Here is a 16,106-nt window from a genome sequence, read left to right on the forward strand (position 1 = left end):
GTCTGCTCTGCATAAATAAGAGGATTAGAAATGAAGGTACTGCTCACTGGAGGAACCGGCTTTATCGGCCGAGAGTTGCTTAAGCATTTAACTACTCATGAAGTAGTCTTGCTTACTCGTGAGCCAAGGCATGCCAAAATGCTCCTAAGCCATACCGACATGGGCAACGTCACTTACATTTCTTCACTGGATGATTTTCATCACCTCAATGATTTTGACGCCGTCATCAACCTCGCAGGCGAGCCAATAGCCAATAAGCGTTGGACTAAAAAGCAGAAGCAAACCATCTGTGATAGCCGCTGGAAACTGACCGAAACCTTGGTCGAACTTATTCATGCCAGTACTACCCCACCTGAAGTCTTTATCAGTGGCTCTGCGGTAGGCTACTACGGAGATCAACAAGAACATCCGTTCGACGAAAGCCTTCATGTGAATTGCCAAGGCTTTCCACACTATGTGTGCAGCAAATGGGAGCAAATTGCTAACCGTGCCCGCTCTGAGATGACGCGTGTCTGCATTTTACGTACTGGTGTGGTACTCGCTCCTCAAGGAGGAGCTCTGCTGAAAATGCTTCCTCCTTACCGTTTGGGTTTAGGTGGACCATTGGGCCATGGTCGCCAATACATGCCGTGGATCCATATGTTAGATATGGTCCGTGGCATTATCTACTTGCTCGAAACACCTCATGCTCACGGAGAGTTTAACCTCTGTGCTCCACACCCTGTCTCGAATAAGCAGTTCAGCCAAACATTGGCTAAAACACTCAAGCGTCCACACCTTTTTTTTACACCTAAATGGGTGATGTCAGTAGCAATGGGGGAAAGCTCGGTACTACTGTTTGATAGTATTAGAGCAAAACCCAAGAAGTTAACTGAACTCGGGTTTCGCTTCAGCTACTCACGCCTTGAGCCTGCACTGAAAAACTTGTTACAACACCACGAATAATCCAGTAACCTAACTACAACTAAAAGAATCAACGGGTTAGCTTGCTATGGATAAATCGATATTAATTACTGGCTGTTCAACCGGAATTGGCTATGTCTGTGCCCACGCTCTTCATCAGCGAGGCTATCAAGTCGTTGCATCTTGTCGCCAACAACAAGACGTTGAAAGGCTACAAGCAGAAGGGCTCACCTGCATCCAGATTGATCTCACTGACAGCCAGAGCATTACCAAAGGAGTAGAGCAAACATTAGCTCTCACCAATGGCAAGCTTGATGCTTTGTTTAATAATGGAGCTTATGGCCAACCTGGAGCGTTAGAAGACCTGCCTACTGATGGTTTAAGAGAACAGTTCGAAACCAACTTTTTTGGCTGGCATCAATTGGTATGCGAACTCCTTCCAACCATGCGTAAACAGGGTTATGGTCGAATTGTCCAAAACAGTTCCGTGCTCGGCTTTGCGGCGATGAAATATCGCGGTGCCTACAATGCTTCTAAGTTTGCGATAGAAGGTTGGAGTGATACGTTAAGACTCGAACTGATGGATACCGATATCCACATAAGCCTGATAGAGCCAGGGCCAATTGAAACCGAGTTTCGTTCTAATGCCCTTATCGCCTTTAAGAAATGGATCACTGTTGAAGGCAGCGCTCACGAAAAGCAGTACCGTCAGCAAATGGAAAGGCTGAACAACGACACCTCAAGCAACGCGTTTGTTTTACCGGCAGAGTCGTGTATAGCTCCCCTTGTTCATGCGCTAGAAGCGAAGAAGCCTAAGATTCGTTACCGTATTACTACGCCAACTAAGGTGTTTGCTATCTTAAAGCGCCTACTGCCAACCCGAACACTAGACAAAATATTGCGACAAGCTGCATGATATTTTCTGCAACTTTGTAATTATTCCGTAACAATAAGACGTTAGATTAATACTCAGGGCAAGCCCTAGTTATAAAATTCAAGCGCTACATTCGGTATAATAATATGACTTTAAACCAGTTAAACTGGCTGAGTGTGGGTGTTGCGCTAACGTTGTTTATCGTTTTATAGACACCTTCGCTTACCCTTTCGGGAGAACATTAACACCGCCGTCGCAGGCGGTGTTTTTGTTTCCGCCAACAATATGATCTCAATTTCAATCTCTTACCTTGAACTCTCCCGCCCTAGCCCATATCTTTGATTCATAGAATATGTTGCAAGGAACTCATAGATGCAATCTCCATTTATTGTTGAGCTAAACGAACAAAACTTCCGCCAAGTTTTAGAAGGGTCAATGCAGACCCCTGTATTAATCCACTTTTGGGCGCCAATGAGCGAAGAAAGTGCGCAAGTGATTCCTGATCTGCAAATGCTAGCGCAGCAATATAACGGAGCCTTCACATTAGCTCTTTTGAACTGCGAGCAGGAACAAGCGATTGCAAGCCAGTTTGGTGTTCAAGCCTTGCCTACCATAGCCCTATTCGTAAATGGCCAGCCTGTCGATGGTCTTGGTGGTCCGCAGACAATTGCCGCTATTCAACAAATGCTAGCGAAACATCTCCCTAGCCAAGACGAACTAAACTTAAAGCAAGCACTTGAGCTCATCCAAGCAGGTCAACATGCCCAAGCTCTCCCGCTTCTAGAAGCTATCGCCGAGGAATTGAAACAAAAAGGCGATGTAAAACTTGCTCTGGCAGATTGCTATTTAGAAACACAGAATTTTGACCAAGCTAAATTGCTGCTAGAAAATATTCCTCTTGAGTACCAAGATAATTACTACAAAGGCTTAGTCGCTAAATTAGAGCTTCATGCACAAGCAGCAAACAGCCCTGAGATTCAATCTTTAGAAGAAGCCTTGGCACAAAACCCACGTGACCTAAAACTGGCTAACGAACTGGCGCTTAACTACCACCAAGTGAATCGCGACGAAGAAGCACTTGAGATACTTTGGAACGTCTTACGTACCGACTTGAATGCGCTAGATGGCGAAATGAAAAAGTCATTTATGGATATACTTGCCGCGCTTGGGCAAGGTAATCCAATCGCAGGTAAATACCGCCGTCAACTTTACTCCATTCTTTATTAGTTCATTCTAAATCATAGACTTAAAGCCGGTAGTAACCGGCTTTTATTTTGTCCGATTTTCGCTAAAGTTCTCATTTCTGCCATTGTCACAAGCGACTCTATAGGCAACAATCAATAGACTATTCTCATAAGGAACTCAGATATGGCTATTGACTCATTGATTACTATCGGCGTATTTCTCGTTGTTGTGATTGCACTGATTATCGCTGGTGTAAAAACCGTCCCTCAAGGCAACAACTGGACCGTTGAACGATTTGGTCGCTATACCCACACCCTGAAGCCAGGCTTAAATATCATCATTCCATTTATTGACGGTATTGGTCACAAGATCAATATGATGGAGCGAGTACTTGATATCCCCGCTCAAGAAGTTATTTCTAAGGATAACGCCAATGTCACTATCGACGCGGTCTGCTTTGTTCAAGTGATTGATGCAGCCCAAGCGGCTTACGAGGTTAACGATTTAGAGCATGCAATTCGTAACTTAACACTGACGAACATTCGTACTGTTCTGGGTTCCATGGAACTCGATGAAATGCTCAGTCAGCGTGACATGATCAACACTAAACTGCTCTCTATTGTTGATGAAGCGACTAACCCTTGGGGCGTAAAAGTTACGCGTATCGAAATCAAAGATGTACAGCCGCCGTCAGACCTCACCGCAGCAATGAACGCTCAAATGAAAGCGGAACGAAACAAGCGTGCAGAAGTACTCGAAGCAGAAGGTATTCGTCAGGCTGAAATTTTAAGAGCAGAAGGCCACAAGCAATCAGAGATCCTTAAAGCGGAAGGCGACAAGCAAGCAGCAATTCTCCAAGCAGAAGCTCGGGAACGTGCGGCTGAAGCCGAGGCCCGTGCAACAACTATGGTGTCAGAAGCGATCGCTAAGGGTGACATGCAAGCCGTTAATTACTTTATTGCGCAAGGCTATACCGACGCACTTAAGTCAATCGGCCAAGCTGAGAATGGCAAGATCATCATGCTTCCACTTGAAGCTTCTGGCCTAATGGGCTCTGTCGCGGGTATCGCTGAAATGTTTAAGCACTCGAAAGAGTCAGCTAAGTAGAGGCTAATGTGTTTGAATTACTAGACAGTATCAACCATTGGCATTGGCTAGCCTTCGGGCTAGCTTTACTTGCCATCGAACTGCTTGGCACCGCAGGCTATTTTTTATGGCTTGGGCTATCAGCCTTAATCGTGGGTATTTTGCTCACATTTATTCCAATGAGTTGGCAACTACAATGGGTCGCTTTCGCAGCATTTGCTTTAGTAACCACTTGGCTGTGGTGGCGTAGACAATTTAAATCGGACAAAAAGTCCGATGCTAACCGTGAACTTAATCAGAAAAGTAAGCAGTTAGTCGGTCAGATCATTCGTCTTGATGAGGATTTTCCAGCAGGGAAAGGACGCTTAAAGGTGGGTGACACCACATGGAGTGCACAATCAGAAAGCGCGATTAGCGCAGGTCAACAAGTTGAAATTACCAAAGTGAGCGGAATTATTTTAACCATAAAGCCATGTGATAATTAGACTAATCACTTCAATTGACGCGTTTTATTCGTTTTTAATTAAAATTAAGTCGGTAACTAGTTAAAGGAACTCTATTTTTTAAGTTTAATTCGAGAAATTAAGTATTTAACTAGTTGCCAAAATACACAAATACACTTACTAGAACCATCAAGCCCTAAAAATAATAACCAAAGCTTTCATACATTTAAAAATAGCCCCCTATTTCCCCCTCCAACTTAATAAATTTTAAAAAATTTGATTTCTTGCAATTATTTTTGATCCTTCGTGGTCTATTGCCATACTAGTCAATATCTCTGACTAGGAGATTTTAAGACACAAGGAGAAATGTTATGAGAAAACTAGCTTCAATATTTGTCGGTTTATTGTTTAGCGCTGCTGTTTTGGCAGGAAATGGAAGTGGTCAAACAGGGCCAAATGTAGAGTGTGAATTAAAAGATGGAAAGGTTCGTTATATTCCTATCATGATTTGCAAAGCCGAGGGTGGGAAGGTTTTATAGACTAATCCTCATCCCATTTAAATAGAATACTCACGCTTCACCTAAATATAAAAAGGAACCATATTGGTTCCTTTTTATATCAGTTAATCTTATTTATTGATGAGTTCAACCAGTATCGTTTTCTTTTCAGATTCATTGGCCTTGTTAAACCAATAAGAGAACATTTGCTCAGCCTGATCGGTGGTGTCTAGTTTAGCCGCTGCGTTTTTACGATTGGAAACCGCCCAGTTAGTTACGCTTTCTTTCTGCTTATCGTCAAGCTGTTCGAACCAATACATTGCCATCTCTTGTGACTTAGACTTCTCTGTTAAGTCTTGGGCAATTGCTGTTGTTGCAGCAACTGGCGCTACGATAGTCGTTGCACTAGGCACTGACTTATTATCTACACTATTTCTAATTGCTTTGATGTAGCCAGCGGCTACGTCAAAGAAGACTTTATTTTGTTCAGATGAAGCTAAAGCAAATCTCAGCCCTTGCTGCTCGCCCTTAGCTAAAGACTCTTCTGAGACATCAAACCTAAATAACTGTCTTTGTGTACAAATATCACTGCATGTTTCAGCTGTAGGAGCTAAAGACTTCAGAGGGGTTTTCTTACCGTCAATTTCAACATATCTGTATTCACTGTAATTCTTAAAATACTTTACTTCCATGACGATAAACGAGCTAGGAACGGCTGCCTGACCATGAGGTGCGACATAGTTTAATGCTAAGTTAGATTGCGTAAGCTGTGCACCTTTACTAACTTCCACACCTGGCAAAAAGCTCTTGCCCTCTACCAAATAATAGTTTTGCTTAGTTTCAACTTGGGCTACAACATCAGTGAAGCTACTGTCTGAATCCAGTGTGGTGCAACCAACCATCAATGCGACTAAAGACGCGATTACGCATTTTTTCATATTAATTCCCTATTTGAAAACTTCTTTTTATATTACAAACATTTAACTAATTTCGACAGAGAGTAACTCCACATATTAGAGACTAAAACGCTGGCCTCTGGGGCCAGCGTAAAGACAGTAAGTATCTGATTCTCTATTAGAAACCGTACTCGAGACCTACACGAACAACGAATGTGTCGGTGTCATATGTTACTTTGTCATCTGTATCATATGCCTTGATATCACGTTGAGCGATACGTACATACGGTACAAAGCCATTGTGAACGTACATTAGCTGACCAGAAATGACGCTATCTTCATCGTTTTGTTTAATACCAGCTTTTTCAGACTCCATATTAGCAGCGTAGCCTAGCTTGAAGCCCCATGGACCGTTCCAGTATTGACCAATGATTGAGTATGAAGCCTGCTCTGAAGTCACACCTGCAGATGTTTTAGACTCACCCGCTTTATATGCGGCAGCTAAACCGAAACCAGCTGGGAGTGAAGCCTCAAAACCCACAATATAGCCTAAAGTATCTGTGCTTTCATAAGGAGATGCTGCAGTAGCATATGCTTGACCAAACGTGTATGAAGCGCCATCAATCGTACAACCGCCAGCATCAAGACAGGTTGCTGTGCCAGCAGCAACAGCATCAGATACTTTACGATCTTGCTCTGACTCTACCGCAGCATGAATTGTAAAGCTATCAGCCAATTTATAGTGAGCATTAGCACCGTAGAAGTAATTATCTTTTACATCTTTATCACCACGACCGGTCGCTAGTGCGAAGCTAAAGCCATTGTAATCTTTAGAGTCAAAACGAGCCATATCACCGTGGCGGTCACGGTTATACTTCACATCACCACCCCAATCGAAGGCTGCACCTAGACCTGGGTTAGAGTATGGCCAGTCAATGATTTCGTACATTGGCGTCAGCATACGACCAAAACGAACCTTACCCCAGTCACCTTGCAAGCCTAAGAATGTATCACGATTTCCAAGTGTTGCGCCGTCGCCGTTTTCACCAACATAACCCGATTCAATCTGCACAAACACATTTACGTTATCAAACATATCTTTGCTCGCACGGAAACCAATACGAGATTCATTTTCATAATCGTAACCAGTACTAGTATCCTTTACAGTATTATCTGAAAGGTTAGTTTTATCTGAGTCATAGTTAACAACAGAGATTGCCGCAACACCGTAAGCTTCGACTTGGAAGTCACTGTTCACACCAACTTGCTTAGCCATTACACCAGTTGACGCTACTGCCACTGCTGCACCTAAAAGTGTACGTTTAAACATTTTGTCCATGGAAAAACTCCTAAAAATGGATATAGCTGTCTTATTCTTTTTCTCACCTTAAGTTGGCCGCCGAAGGGAGAAATCATTTCCTATGTGAAAACCTTGGATTAATCATTAATTCTTAGTTTTCTATTTCCTGCATACACACTGTGTATCCATGTTTCCCAGACTAACTTCGCAGCGAAAAACATCAACCAGAACTTAATTTCTATATAAAAAAATATGACCGGCTACAAATTTTTATAATTCCAGTGATCCAGATCGACAATCACTCTCCTTGCAAGTTCAGAAAATATTTAAAACAATAAAAACAAAGGCTTAAATATAAAAAACTCCTAAACCATATTGAAGTGCGTCGCATAATTTTATTTGAGATTCACATAATTACATCTAACAAGATCCTCATCACAGAAGATCTGAGCATATTATGAGGTTCAAAAAAGGGACTTTATTTATGACAAAAAAAAGCCACCAAAATGGTGGCTTAAAATAGGATTTAGGCGGTTACATTAACGAAACAAGGTCTTCTTCGGTACGAATTTCAATACCTAACTCTTGCGCTTTAGCGAGCTTAGATCCCGCATTTTCACCAGCAAAAAGAATGTCCGTTTTCTTAGAAACACTACCGGTTACTTTTGCCCCTAGTGCTTGCAGAGCAGCTTTTGCATCTGAACGAGTAAGCTGAGATAGTGAGCCAGTTAAGACCACTGTTTTACCTTCAAGTGGCTGAGGAGCGTCTTCATCTTTCTCTTCTATATCAGGCCAGCTCACCCCTTGCTCAATCAGTTCATCAATCACACTTTGGTTTTTATCTTGAGCAAAAAATGCTGTGATATGACTCGCAACTATATCGCCAATATCTTGAACTTCGATAAGCTTTTCATGGCTTGCAGCTTTAACTAAGTCTAAAGTTTTAAAATGTTGCGCAAGGTTTGCCGCCGTTGCTTCGCCTACTTCACGAATGCCTAACGAATATAAGAACCGAGCTAAGGTTGTTTGTTTAGCTTTGTTCAGAGCATCAACCACATTTTGCGCAGATTTTGGCCCCATTCGGTCAAGCACAGTAATCACACCAGCAGATAGTTTAAACAGGTCTGCAGGTGTTTCTACCATTTCGCGATCAACAAGTTGCTCAATCACTTTCTCACCTAGCCCATCAACATCTAGCGCTTTACGTGATACAAAATGCTTCAATGCTTCTTTACGTTGCGCCTGACAAACGAGACCACCACTACAACGAGCAACCGCTTCACCTTCAACTCGTTCCACTTGTGATTTACACACAGGACAGTTTTCCGGGAATACAATCTCACGGGCGCTCTCTGGACGACGATCAGTCACCACAGAAACAATCTGAGGGATAACGTCACCCGCTCTTCGTATCACAACCGTATCGCCAACCATAACGCCCAAGCGCTCTATCTCATCAGCATTATGAAGAGTGGCATTACTGACGGTAACACCGCCCACAAAGACAGGTTCCAGCTTAGCAACAGGCGTGATAGCGCCTGTACGGCCAACTTGGAACTCGACATCATTTAGCGTGGTGATCTCTTCTTGAGCAGGGAACTTGTAAGCAATCGCCCAACGTGGTGCTCTAGCGACAAAACCTAGTTGTTCTTGAAGCACGACCTCATCAACTTTAATCACTACCCCATCGATTTCGTACGCTAAGGACTCACGGCGTTCTAGGATATCTTGATAGTAATCTTTCACTTCACCGAGATTGTTTACACGCTTCGTCTCAGGGCACATTGGCAATCCCCAGCCTTTCAGCTGGATGAATCGTTGATAGTGACTCGAAGAGAGCTCAACACCTTCAACCACACCGACACTGTAGGCATAGAAGCTCAATGGGCGAGTTGCTGTTATACGTGAATCCAATTGACGCAAACTACCCGCCGCTGCGTTACGCGGGTTAACGAAAACTTTTTCGCCTTTCTTTAGTGCTTGCTCGTTAAGTTTGTCAAAACCCGCTTTAGGCATAAATACTTCACCACGCACTTCAATGCGCGCTGGCCAACCTTCACCTTGAAGCTTCAATGGAATAGCTTTGATAGTACGAACGTTCTCGGTGATATTTTCACCTGTTGCACCATCGCCACGAGTGGCAGCTTGGACCAGAACCCCATTTTCATACAGCAGGCTAACCGCAAGGCCATCTAGCTTTGGTTCACAGCAGAAAACATCAAACATGGCAGTTGGAATACGATCGCCCATCCGCTTATGGAAGCTTTCTAGCTCACCATCATCAAAAGCATTATCTAATGACAGCATTGGAATCTCGTGCGTGACTGAGTCAAAACCGTCTAATGGCGCGCCGCCGACTCGTTGGCTTGGTGAGTCTATGGTGACAAGTTCTGGATTTTGAGACTCAAGCTCCATAAGCTCACGCATAAGCCTGTCATATTCAGCATCCGGTATTTCTGGATTATCCTCGACGTAGTACTTCACTCCATGATAGTGGAGCGTTTGACGCAATTGATTAAGCTTCTCTTGAATCTCTGTAGACATAGCTAACTCTATAATTATTACTTCTCACGGTGCTAAGAACGGCTCGTTCTTAGCGGCCAATGCAGGCAGTATGAACACGCCTTGCAACGTTCGCAACTGAGAATGAAAGAAAAAAGGCTCCATACGGAGCCTTTCTAACGAATAGGAATGTTTAGGCTTGTTGTGCCGCTTTAAACTCTTGAATCTGAGCTCGGTAGCTGTCTAGTCGATTGGGCGTCATCAAGTTACGCGCATCATCTAAAACATTGGCACCTAAGTCATCAGCAATTTGCTGAGCAGTCTTAAGCATCAGCTTGAAGTTTTGTTCTGCATCACCGAAACAAGGCATCGTCATAAAGAAAGAGATCCCCTTAGTAGAGAACTCAGCAGGGTCATCATGCTTTAACGTGCCCGGCTGCATCATGTTGGCAACACTAAACAGGACTTTGCCTGTACCTGATAGATCAGCGTGGCGATGGAAGATATCCATTTCACCGTAAATCAGGCCGTTTTGCTGCATACTGTCAAACAGTTTAGTGCCAACAAAAGGCTCTTCACCGGAGCAATGTACATTGAGGACAATAACTTCTAACGGCGCTTCTTCTTCCGCTTGTTGCGTTTCAGGCTCTTGAATTGGTGATGGTTCGACAATAGGTTCAAGCACTTCTTCGTGTGCGGCTTCGACGACCTCTTCAACTTCATCCAATGACTTACTTGAGAAAGAAGGCACATCCAAATCTACGTCATCTTTATCAGTAGTAGATGGATTAACTTCTGGTGATGCTTCTTGATAAGTATCGATGAGCGGATCTGCGATGACTTCATCTCGGTCTATAAAGCCGGGCTCTTTACGCTCTTTCTTGATGATTTCAAAATCATCTTCTGGAGCAAAAGCGCGCTCAGGGACTAGGTCCGAGTCTTCATTGTCGACATCCAGCTTGCCAATCGGTTTGCTACCAAACTTGGCTTTCCCTTCTTTTTTACTCGTCCATAAACCGTGGAACAGCAAAGCGGCAATCGCCAAAGCTCCAACAATTATGAGTACAAATCGCAGTTCCTGCATTTTTAGCTCTCATTTGTTCGATAGTAAGCGAGTTACATCGAATCTGTTTAAACCTAACTTTGAGTTACTCTACCAAAACTCGCCCCTGTTTTAGAACAACTTAATGTGAGAAGTTCCTGAAATGTTGTGATTTTGAACACGCTTTTTTCTTGTTAAGATAGAAAACGTTCGTTTTTACACCACAAAAGCAAAATATGAATACACAGATTAGACAGCGTTCTGGCTTTGGCTACTTCTTCCACGGTTTAGAACTGGCACGCACTCCGGGCATTCGCCAATTTGTTATATTGCCTCTACTGGCCAATATCATCTTAGTTGGCGGAGCTCTCTACTACCTGTTCTCCAACCTAGATGCTTGGATCGGACAGCTGATGGGACAGTTACCCGAGTTTTTGTCTTGGCTTGGTTACCTACTCTGGCCACTCTTGGTCCTGACGATACTCGCAACGTTTTCATACTTCTTTAGTACCTTGGCCAACTTTATTGCTGCTCCATTCAATGGATTACTGGCTGAAAAAGTTGAAGAACATCTAACCCAGCAGAAGGTCAATGAAGATGGCATGATGGCCGTCATTAAAGACACGCCAAGAATCATGGCTCGTGAATGGCGCAAACTGGTGTACGTTCTACCTAAAGCCATTGGTCTATTCCTATTGCTGCTAATCCCAGCTCTGGGTCAAACCGTAGGACCGTTTTTATGGTTTATCTTCACGGCTTGGATTTTGGCGATTCAATACTGTGACTACCCATTTGATAATCACAAAGTGCCATTTAATGACATGCGAAACAATTTGAAACAAAAACAAGGCAAAGCCTATAGCTTTGGCGCTTTGGTCTCAGTTTTCACCACAATTCCAATTTTGAACTTGTTTGTGATGCCAATTGCCGTCTGCGGTGCTACCTCAATGTGGGTCGCGGAGTTTAAGAAGTAAGAGCTGGATAACTGGATAACTGGATAACTGGATAACTGGATAACTGGATAACTGGATAACTGGATAACTGGATAACTGGATAACTGGATAACTGGATAACTGGATAACTGGATAACTGGATAACTAAAGTTGCTCCGCGATGGTAGAGGAGTCAACTCTAGTTTTCCAGCAGGGCGAAGCCCGAGCCCGTTCTCCAGAAGCGAAGTGTTCCATAGGGCAACGCCCGTTCCCAGTCACCACCCTTTCATATCATATAACTATTTAATCCTTTTCTCGTTTTTTAACCTAGCCTAATCTCTATCCTACAAATCAATTCACTAGAACTGCATCTATTTGAAGCGTTTGCTTTGAAATAGACTTGAAACAGAACAGAGATGAAGGATCACACCATGAGTAAAATCTACGAAGACAATTCTCAAACTATTGGTAACACACCTCTTGTACGCCTAAACAAAGTTAGTAACGGCAAAGTGCTAGCAAAAGTAGAAGCACGTAACCCAAGCTTCAGCGTTAAATGTCGTATCGGTGCCAACATGATTTGGGAAGCGGAAAAGGCTGGCACACTTAAGCCTGGCGTAGAGCTTGTTGAACCTACAAGTGGTAACACTGGTGTGGCACTGGCTTTCGTTGCTGCTGCGCGTGGTTATAAGCTAACGCTAACAATGCCTGAATCAATGAGCCTTGAGCGTCGTAAGCTACTTAAAGCGCTAGGTGCAAATCTTGAGCTAACAGAAGCAGCGAAAGGTATGAAAGGGGCGATTGCAAAAGCAGAAGAGATTGTTGCTAGCAACCCTGACAAGTACCTACTTCTACAACAGTTCAACAACCCTGCAAACCCACAAATTCATGAGAAGACGACTGGTCCTGAAATCTGGGATGCAACTGACGGCGAAGTTGACGTATTCGTTGCGGGTGTTGGTACTGGCGGCACTATTACAGGTACAAGCCGATACATTAAAGGCGAGAAAGGCAAAAACATTGTTTCTGTTGCCGTAGAACCAGCAGAATCTCCAGTGATTGCTCAAGCGCTTGCAGGTGACGAAATTCAACCTGCTCCGCACAAAATCCAAGGTATTGGTGCTGGATTCATTCCTGGCAACCTAGATTTAGAGCTTGTAGACCGTGTTGAGGCTGTTACATCGGAAGAAGCGATTGCGATGGCTCGTCGCCTTATGGAAGAAGAAGGTATCCTAGCCGGTATCTCATCAGGTGCCGCCGTTGTTGCAGCTAATCGCTTAGCAGAACTCCCTGAATTTGCTGGGAAAACAATTGTTACAGTTCTCCCAAGCTCAGGTGAACGTTACCTAAGTACAGCCCTATTTGCGGGCATCTTTACCGAGAAAGAGAACGAACAGTAATATGTGTTCAAATCAATTTTTCGTCTAAAAAAGCCCCATTCAGGGGCTTTTTTGTTGATCCCTGCCTCACCTTTGGTAATATCAGGACTGTTTTATTTCTAGCTTCAAAATAAAGAGCTAGATGAGAATTTCTCTCAATGGCGAACAACAGCATAGACTGGCGACGCGATTGTTAAATTTACAACCAGTATCAGTTCTGACACGAAATGAACGTTATGCGCCTAGCAGAATAGTACATTTACAGTTAAGCTAAATCTGGTTAAGAAACTATCAAAATATAAATCAATTGGGGTATATAACATGTACGAGAAGCAAGTAGAAATCACTGCAGAAAATGGTCTTCACACTCGTCCAGCTGCACAGTTCGTTAAAGAAGCTAAAGCATTCGACGCGGACATCACTGTGACTTCTAACGGTAAAAGCGCTAGCGCGAAGAGCCTTTTCAAGCTACAAACTCTTGGCCTAGTTAAAGGTACAGTAGTTTCTATCTCAGCTGAGGGCCCACAAGCTCAACAAGCTGTTGACCACCTAGTTGCTCTAATGGATCAACTACACTAATCCGGTCTCCTATTTTCAAAGCCATTTTGTGAAAGCAAAATGGCTTTGTTGGAAATAGGCCCAAATATAAGCTACATATATTCGTTAGCGCACTCATTATTCTCCCGTTTTAAAGTTGACCAATTTAAGGTAAGGCTATGATTTCAGGCATCCTAGCATCTCCAGGTATTGCTATCGGTAAAGCACTACTACTTCAAGAAGATGAAATTGTCCTAAACACAAACACTATTTCTGATGATCAAGTAGAAGCAGAAGTTGCCCGTTTCTTCGACGCGCGTAACAAATCATCTGCTCAGCTTGAAACTATCAAGCAGAAAGCACTTGAAACCTTCGGTGAAGAAAAAGAAGCGATCTTTGAAGGTCACATCATGCTTCTTGAAGACGAAGAGCTAGAGGAAGAAATCCTAGCGCTAATCAAAAATGACAAGATGCACGCTGATAACGCTATCCACACGGTTATCGAAGAGCAAGCATCTGCTCTAGAATCTCTAGACGACGAATACCTAAAAGAACGTGCAACAGATATCCGTGATATCGGCACGCGCTTTGTTAAAAACGCACTAGGTATCAATATCGTTTCTCTAAGCGATATTAACGAAGAAGTTATCCTAGTCGCTTACGACCTAACGCCATCTGAAACAGCACAAATCAACCTAGACTACGTTCTTGGTTTTGCTTGTGACATCGGCGGTCGTACTTCTCACACTTCTATCATGGCGCGCTCTCTTGAGCTTCCAGCGATTGTGGGTACTAACGACATCACTAAACAAGTTAAGAACGGCGACATGCTGATTCTTGACGCGATGAACAACAAGATCGTTATCAACCCTTCTGAAGGCGAACTAGCAGAAGCGAAAGCAGTAAAAGCTGCCTTTATCGCTGAAAAAGAAGAGCTAGCGAAGCTGAAAGACCTACACGCTGAAACAACTGACGGTCACCGCGTAGAAGTTTGCGGTAACATCGGTACAGTTAAAGACTGTGACGGTATCATCCGTAACGGTGGTGAAGGTGTTGGTCTGTACCGTACTGAGTTCCTATTTATGGACCGTGATGCTCTACCAACTGAAGAAGAGCAGTACCAAGCGTACAAAGAAGTTGCGGAAGCAATGAACGGTGAATCCGTAATCATCCGTACAATGGACATCGGTGGTGATAAAGATCTTCCATACATGGATCTTCCACAAGAGATGAACCCATTCCTAGGCTGGCGTGCAGTACGTATCAGCTTAGACCGTCGTGAAATCCTTCGTGACCAGCTACGCGGCATCCTACGTGCTTCTGCACACGGTAAACTGCGTATCATGTTCCCAATGATTATCTCTGTAGAAGAAATCCGTGAGCTTAAGAAAGCAATCGAAGAGTACAAAGCAGAGCTTCGCGCTGAAGGCCACGCATTCGATGAAGAAATCGAAATCGGTGTAATGGTTGAAACTCCAGCAGCAGCGGCTATCGCTCACCACCTAGCAAAAGAAGTAGCATTCTTCTCTATCGGTACTAACGACCTAACTCAGTACACGCTAGCGGTAGACCGTGGTAACGAGATGATCTCTCACCTTTACAACCCACTATCACCAGCAGTATTAACTGTGATCAAGCAAGTTATCGACGCGTCTCACGCCGAAGGTAAATGGACTGGTATGTGTGGTGAGCTTGCAGGTGATGAGCGTGCAACACTTCTTCTACTAGGTATGGGTCTAGACGAGTTCTCAATGAGCGGCATCTCTATTCCTAAAGTGAAGAAAGTCATCCGTAACTCTAACTTTGCTGAAGTGAAAGCAATGGCTGAAGAAGCACTTTCATTACCAACAGCAGCAGAGATTGAAGCGGTTGTAGAAAAATTCATCGCAGAGAAAACTCAATAATCAGCTAATTCCAATAAGATAGGCGGCAAAAATTGTCGTCTATCTTCTGAGATTGGTATACTATAATTCGACAGAATTAAATAAAACGTTAGGAGCATGACACAATGGGTCTGTTTGACAAACTTAAGAAGCTAGTATCTGACGACAGCGCAGAAGCAGGTGCAATCGAAATTATCGCACCTCTATCTGGTGAAATCGTAAATATCGAAGATGTGCCAGATGTTGTTTTCGCTGAGAAAATTGTTGGTGACGGTATCGCGATCAAGCCTGCTGGCAACAAGATGGTAGCTCCTGTAAACGGTACTATCGGTAAGATCTTCGAAACTAACCACGCATTCTCTATCGAGTCTGACGATGGCGTTGAACTATTCGTTCACTTCGGTATCGATACAGTTGAGCTAAAAGGCGAAGGCTTCAAGCGTATCGCTGAAGAAGGTCAATCAGTTAAAGCTGGCGACACTATCATCGAGTTTGATCTAGCGCTACTAGAAGAGAAGGCAAAGTCTACTCTAACTCCTGTTGTTATCTCTAACATGGACGAAATCAAAGAGCTGAACAAGCTTTCTGGTTCTGTAACTGTTGGTGAAACTCCAGTACTACGTGTAACTAAGTAATTCCTACTTAGC

15 protein-coding genes are annotated in these 16,106 nt (G+C 43.5%); 11 read left to right on the forward strand and 4 right to left on the reverse strand.

Features of this window, described 5'->3' with window-relative positions; all coding sequences use genetic code 11:
- Positions 1-30 precede the first annotated feature (30 nt).
- From AC6R16_RS05965 to AC6R16_RS05990, 6 genes are all read left to right on the forward strand, one after another.
- A complete protein-coding gene (locus tag AC6R16_RS05965; RefSeq protein ID WP_500673865.1) occupies positions 31-945 on the forward strand; it encodes a TIGR01777 family oxidoreductase in 915 nt (304 codons plus the stop codon).
- Positions 946-991: 46 nt separating this feature from the next.
- Positions 992-1,819 (forward strand): SDR family oxidoreductase, encoded by an 828-nt coding sequence (locus AC6R16_RS05970; RefSeq protein WP_500673866.1) that lies wholly within the window; start codon positions 992-994, stop codon positions 1,817-1,819.
- 330 nt (positions 1,820-2,149) lie between these two features.
- Positions 2,150-3,004: a co-chaperone YbbN gene (locus AC6R16_RS05975; RefSeq protein WP_500673867.1), complete on the forward strand. Its 855-nt coding sequence runs from the start codon at positions 2,150-2,152 to the stop codon at positions 3,002-3,004.
- A 141-nt stretch (positions 3,005-3,145) separates the two neighbouring features.
- Entirely contained in the window at positions 3,146-4,069 is a 924-nt protein-coding gene (locus tag AC6R16_RS05980; RefSeq protein WP_500673868.1) for an SPFH domain-containing protein, read from the forward strand.
- 8 nt (positions 4,070-4,077) lie between these two features.
- Positions 4,078-4,533, forward strand: coding sequence for an NfeD family protein (locus tag AC6R16_RS05985; protein WP_500673869.1), 456 nt, complete (start codon positions 4,078-4,080; stop codon positions 4,531-4,533).
- Between the two features lie 329 nt (positions 4,534-4,862).
- Complete coding sequence (locus AC6R16_RS05990) at positions 4,863-5,030, forward strand: hypothetical protein (protein ID WP_239853765.1); 168 nt, start codon at positions 4,863-4,865, stop codon at positions 5,028-5,030.
- 89 nt (positions 5,031-5,119) lie between these two features.
- Here the strand turns inward: AC6R16_RS05990 and AC6R16_RS05995 are convergent, their stop codons facing one another.
- The 4 genes from AC6R16_RS05995 to zipA all read right to left on the reverse strand — a co-directional run bounded on the left by AC6R16_RS05995 (position 5,120) and on the right by zipA (position 10,770).
- On the reverse strand, positions 5,120-5,926 hold the full coding sequence (locus AC6R16_RS05995) for a DUF2057 domain-containing protein (protein WP_500673870.1): 807 nt from the start codon (positions 5,924-5,926) through the stop codon (positions 5,120-5,122).
- A 136-nt stretch (positions 5,927-6,062) separates the two neighbouring features.
- Positions 6,063-7,223: a porin gene (locus AC6R16_RS06000; protein ID WP_500673871.1), complete on the reverse strand. Its 1,161-nt coding sequence runs from the start codon at positions 7,221-7,223 to the stop codon at positions 6,063-6,065.
- Between the two features lie 495 nt (positions 7,224-7,718).
- Positions 7,719-9,728 carry an NAD-dependent DNA ligase LigA gene (gene ligA / locus AC6R16_RS06005; protein ID WP_500673872.1) on the reverse strand — a complete coding sequence of 670 codons (2,010 nt, stop codon included), beginning with the start codon at positions 9,726-9,728 and terminating at the stop codon, positions 7,719-7,721.
- A gap of 151 nt (positions 9,729-9,879) precedes the next feature.
- Entirely contained in the window at positions 9,880-10,770 is an 891-nt protein-coding gene (gene zipA, locus AC6R16_RS06010; RefSeq protein ID WP_500673873.1) for a cell division protein ZipA, read from the reverse strand.
- 194 nt (positions 10,771-10,964) lie between these two features.
- On the opposite strand from zipA, the gene cysZ reads away from it, so the two are divergent.
- From cysZ to crr, 5 genes are all read left to right on the forward strand, one after another.
- Positions 10,965-11,702 carry a sulfate transporter CysZ gene (cysZ, locus tag AC6R16_RS06015; protein ID WP_500673874.1) on the forward strand — a complete coding sequence of 246 codons (738 nt, stop codon included), beginning with the start codon at positions 10,965-10,967 and terminating at the stop codon, positions 11,700-11,702.
- A gap of 389 nt (positions 11,703-12,091) precedes the next feature.
- Entirely contained in the window at positions 12,092-13,060 is a 969-nt protein-coding gene (cysK, locus tag AC6R16_RS06020) for a cysteine synthase A (RefSeq protein ID WP_500673875.1), read from the forward strand.
- Positions 13,061-13,360: 300 nt separating this feature from the next.
- Entirely contained in the window at positions 13,361-13,618 is a 258-nt protein-coding gene (locus tag AC6R16_RS06025; protein ID WP_004415108.1) for an HPr family phosphocarrier protein, read from the forward strand.
- Positions 13,619-13,755: 137 nt separating this feature from the next.
- Positions 13,756-15,480: a phosphoenolpyruvate-protein phosphotransferase PtsI gene (gene ptsI, locus AC6R16_RS06030; RefSeq protein WP_171325316.1), complete on the forward strand. Its 1,725-nt coding sequence runs from the start codon at positions 13,756-13,758 to the stop codon at positions 15,478-15,480.
- A gap of 104 nt (positions 15,481-15,584) precedes the next feature.
- A complete protein-coding gene (gene crr / locus AC6R16_RS06035; RefSeq protein ID WP_004746232.1) occupies positions 15,585-16,094 on the forward strand; it encodes a PTS glucose transporter subunit IIA in 510 nt (169 codons plus the stop codon).
- Positions 16,095-16,106: the final 12 nt, after the last annotated feature.

The organism is Vibrio sp. R10-SG3-ISO10 (genome assembly GCF_059834185.1).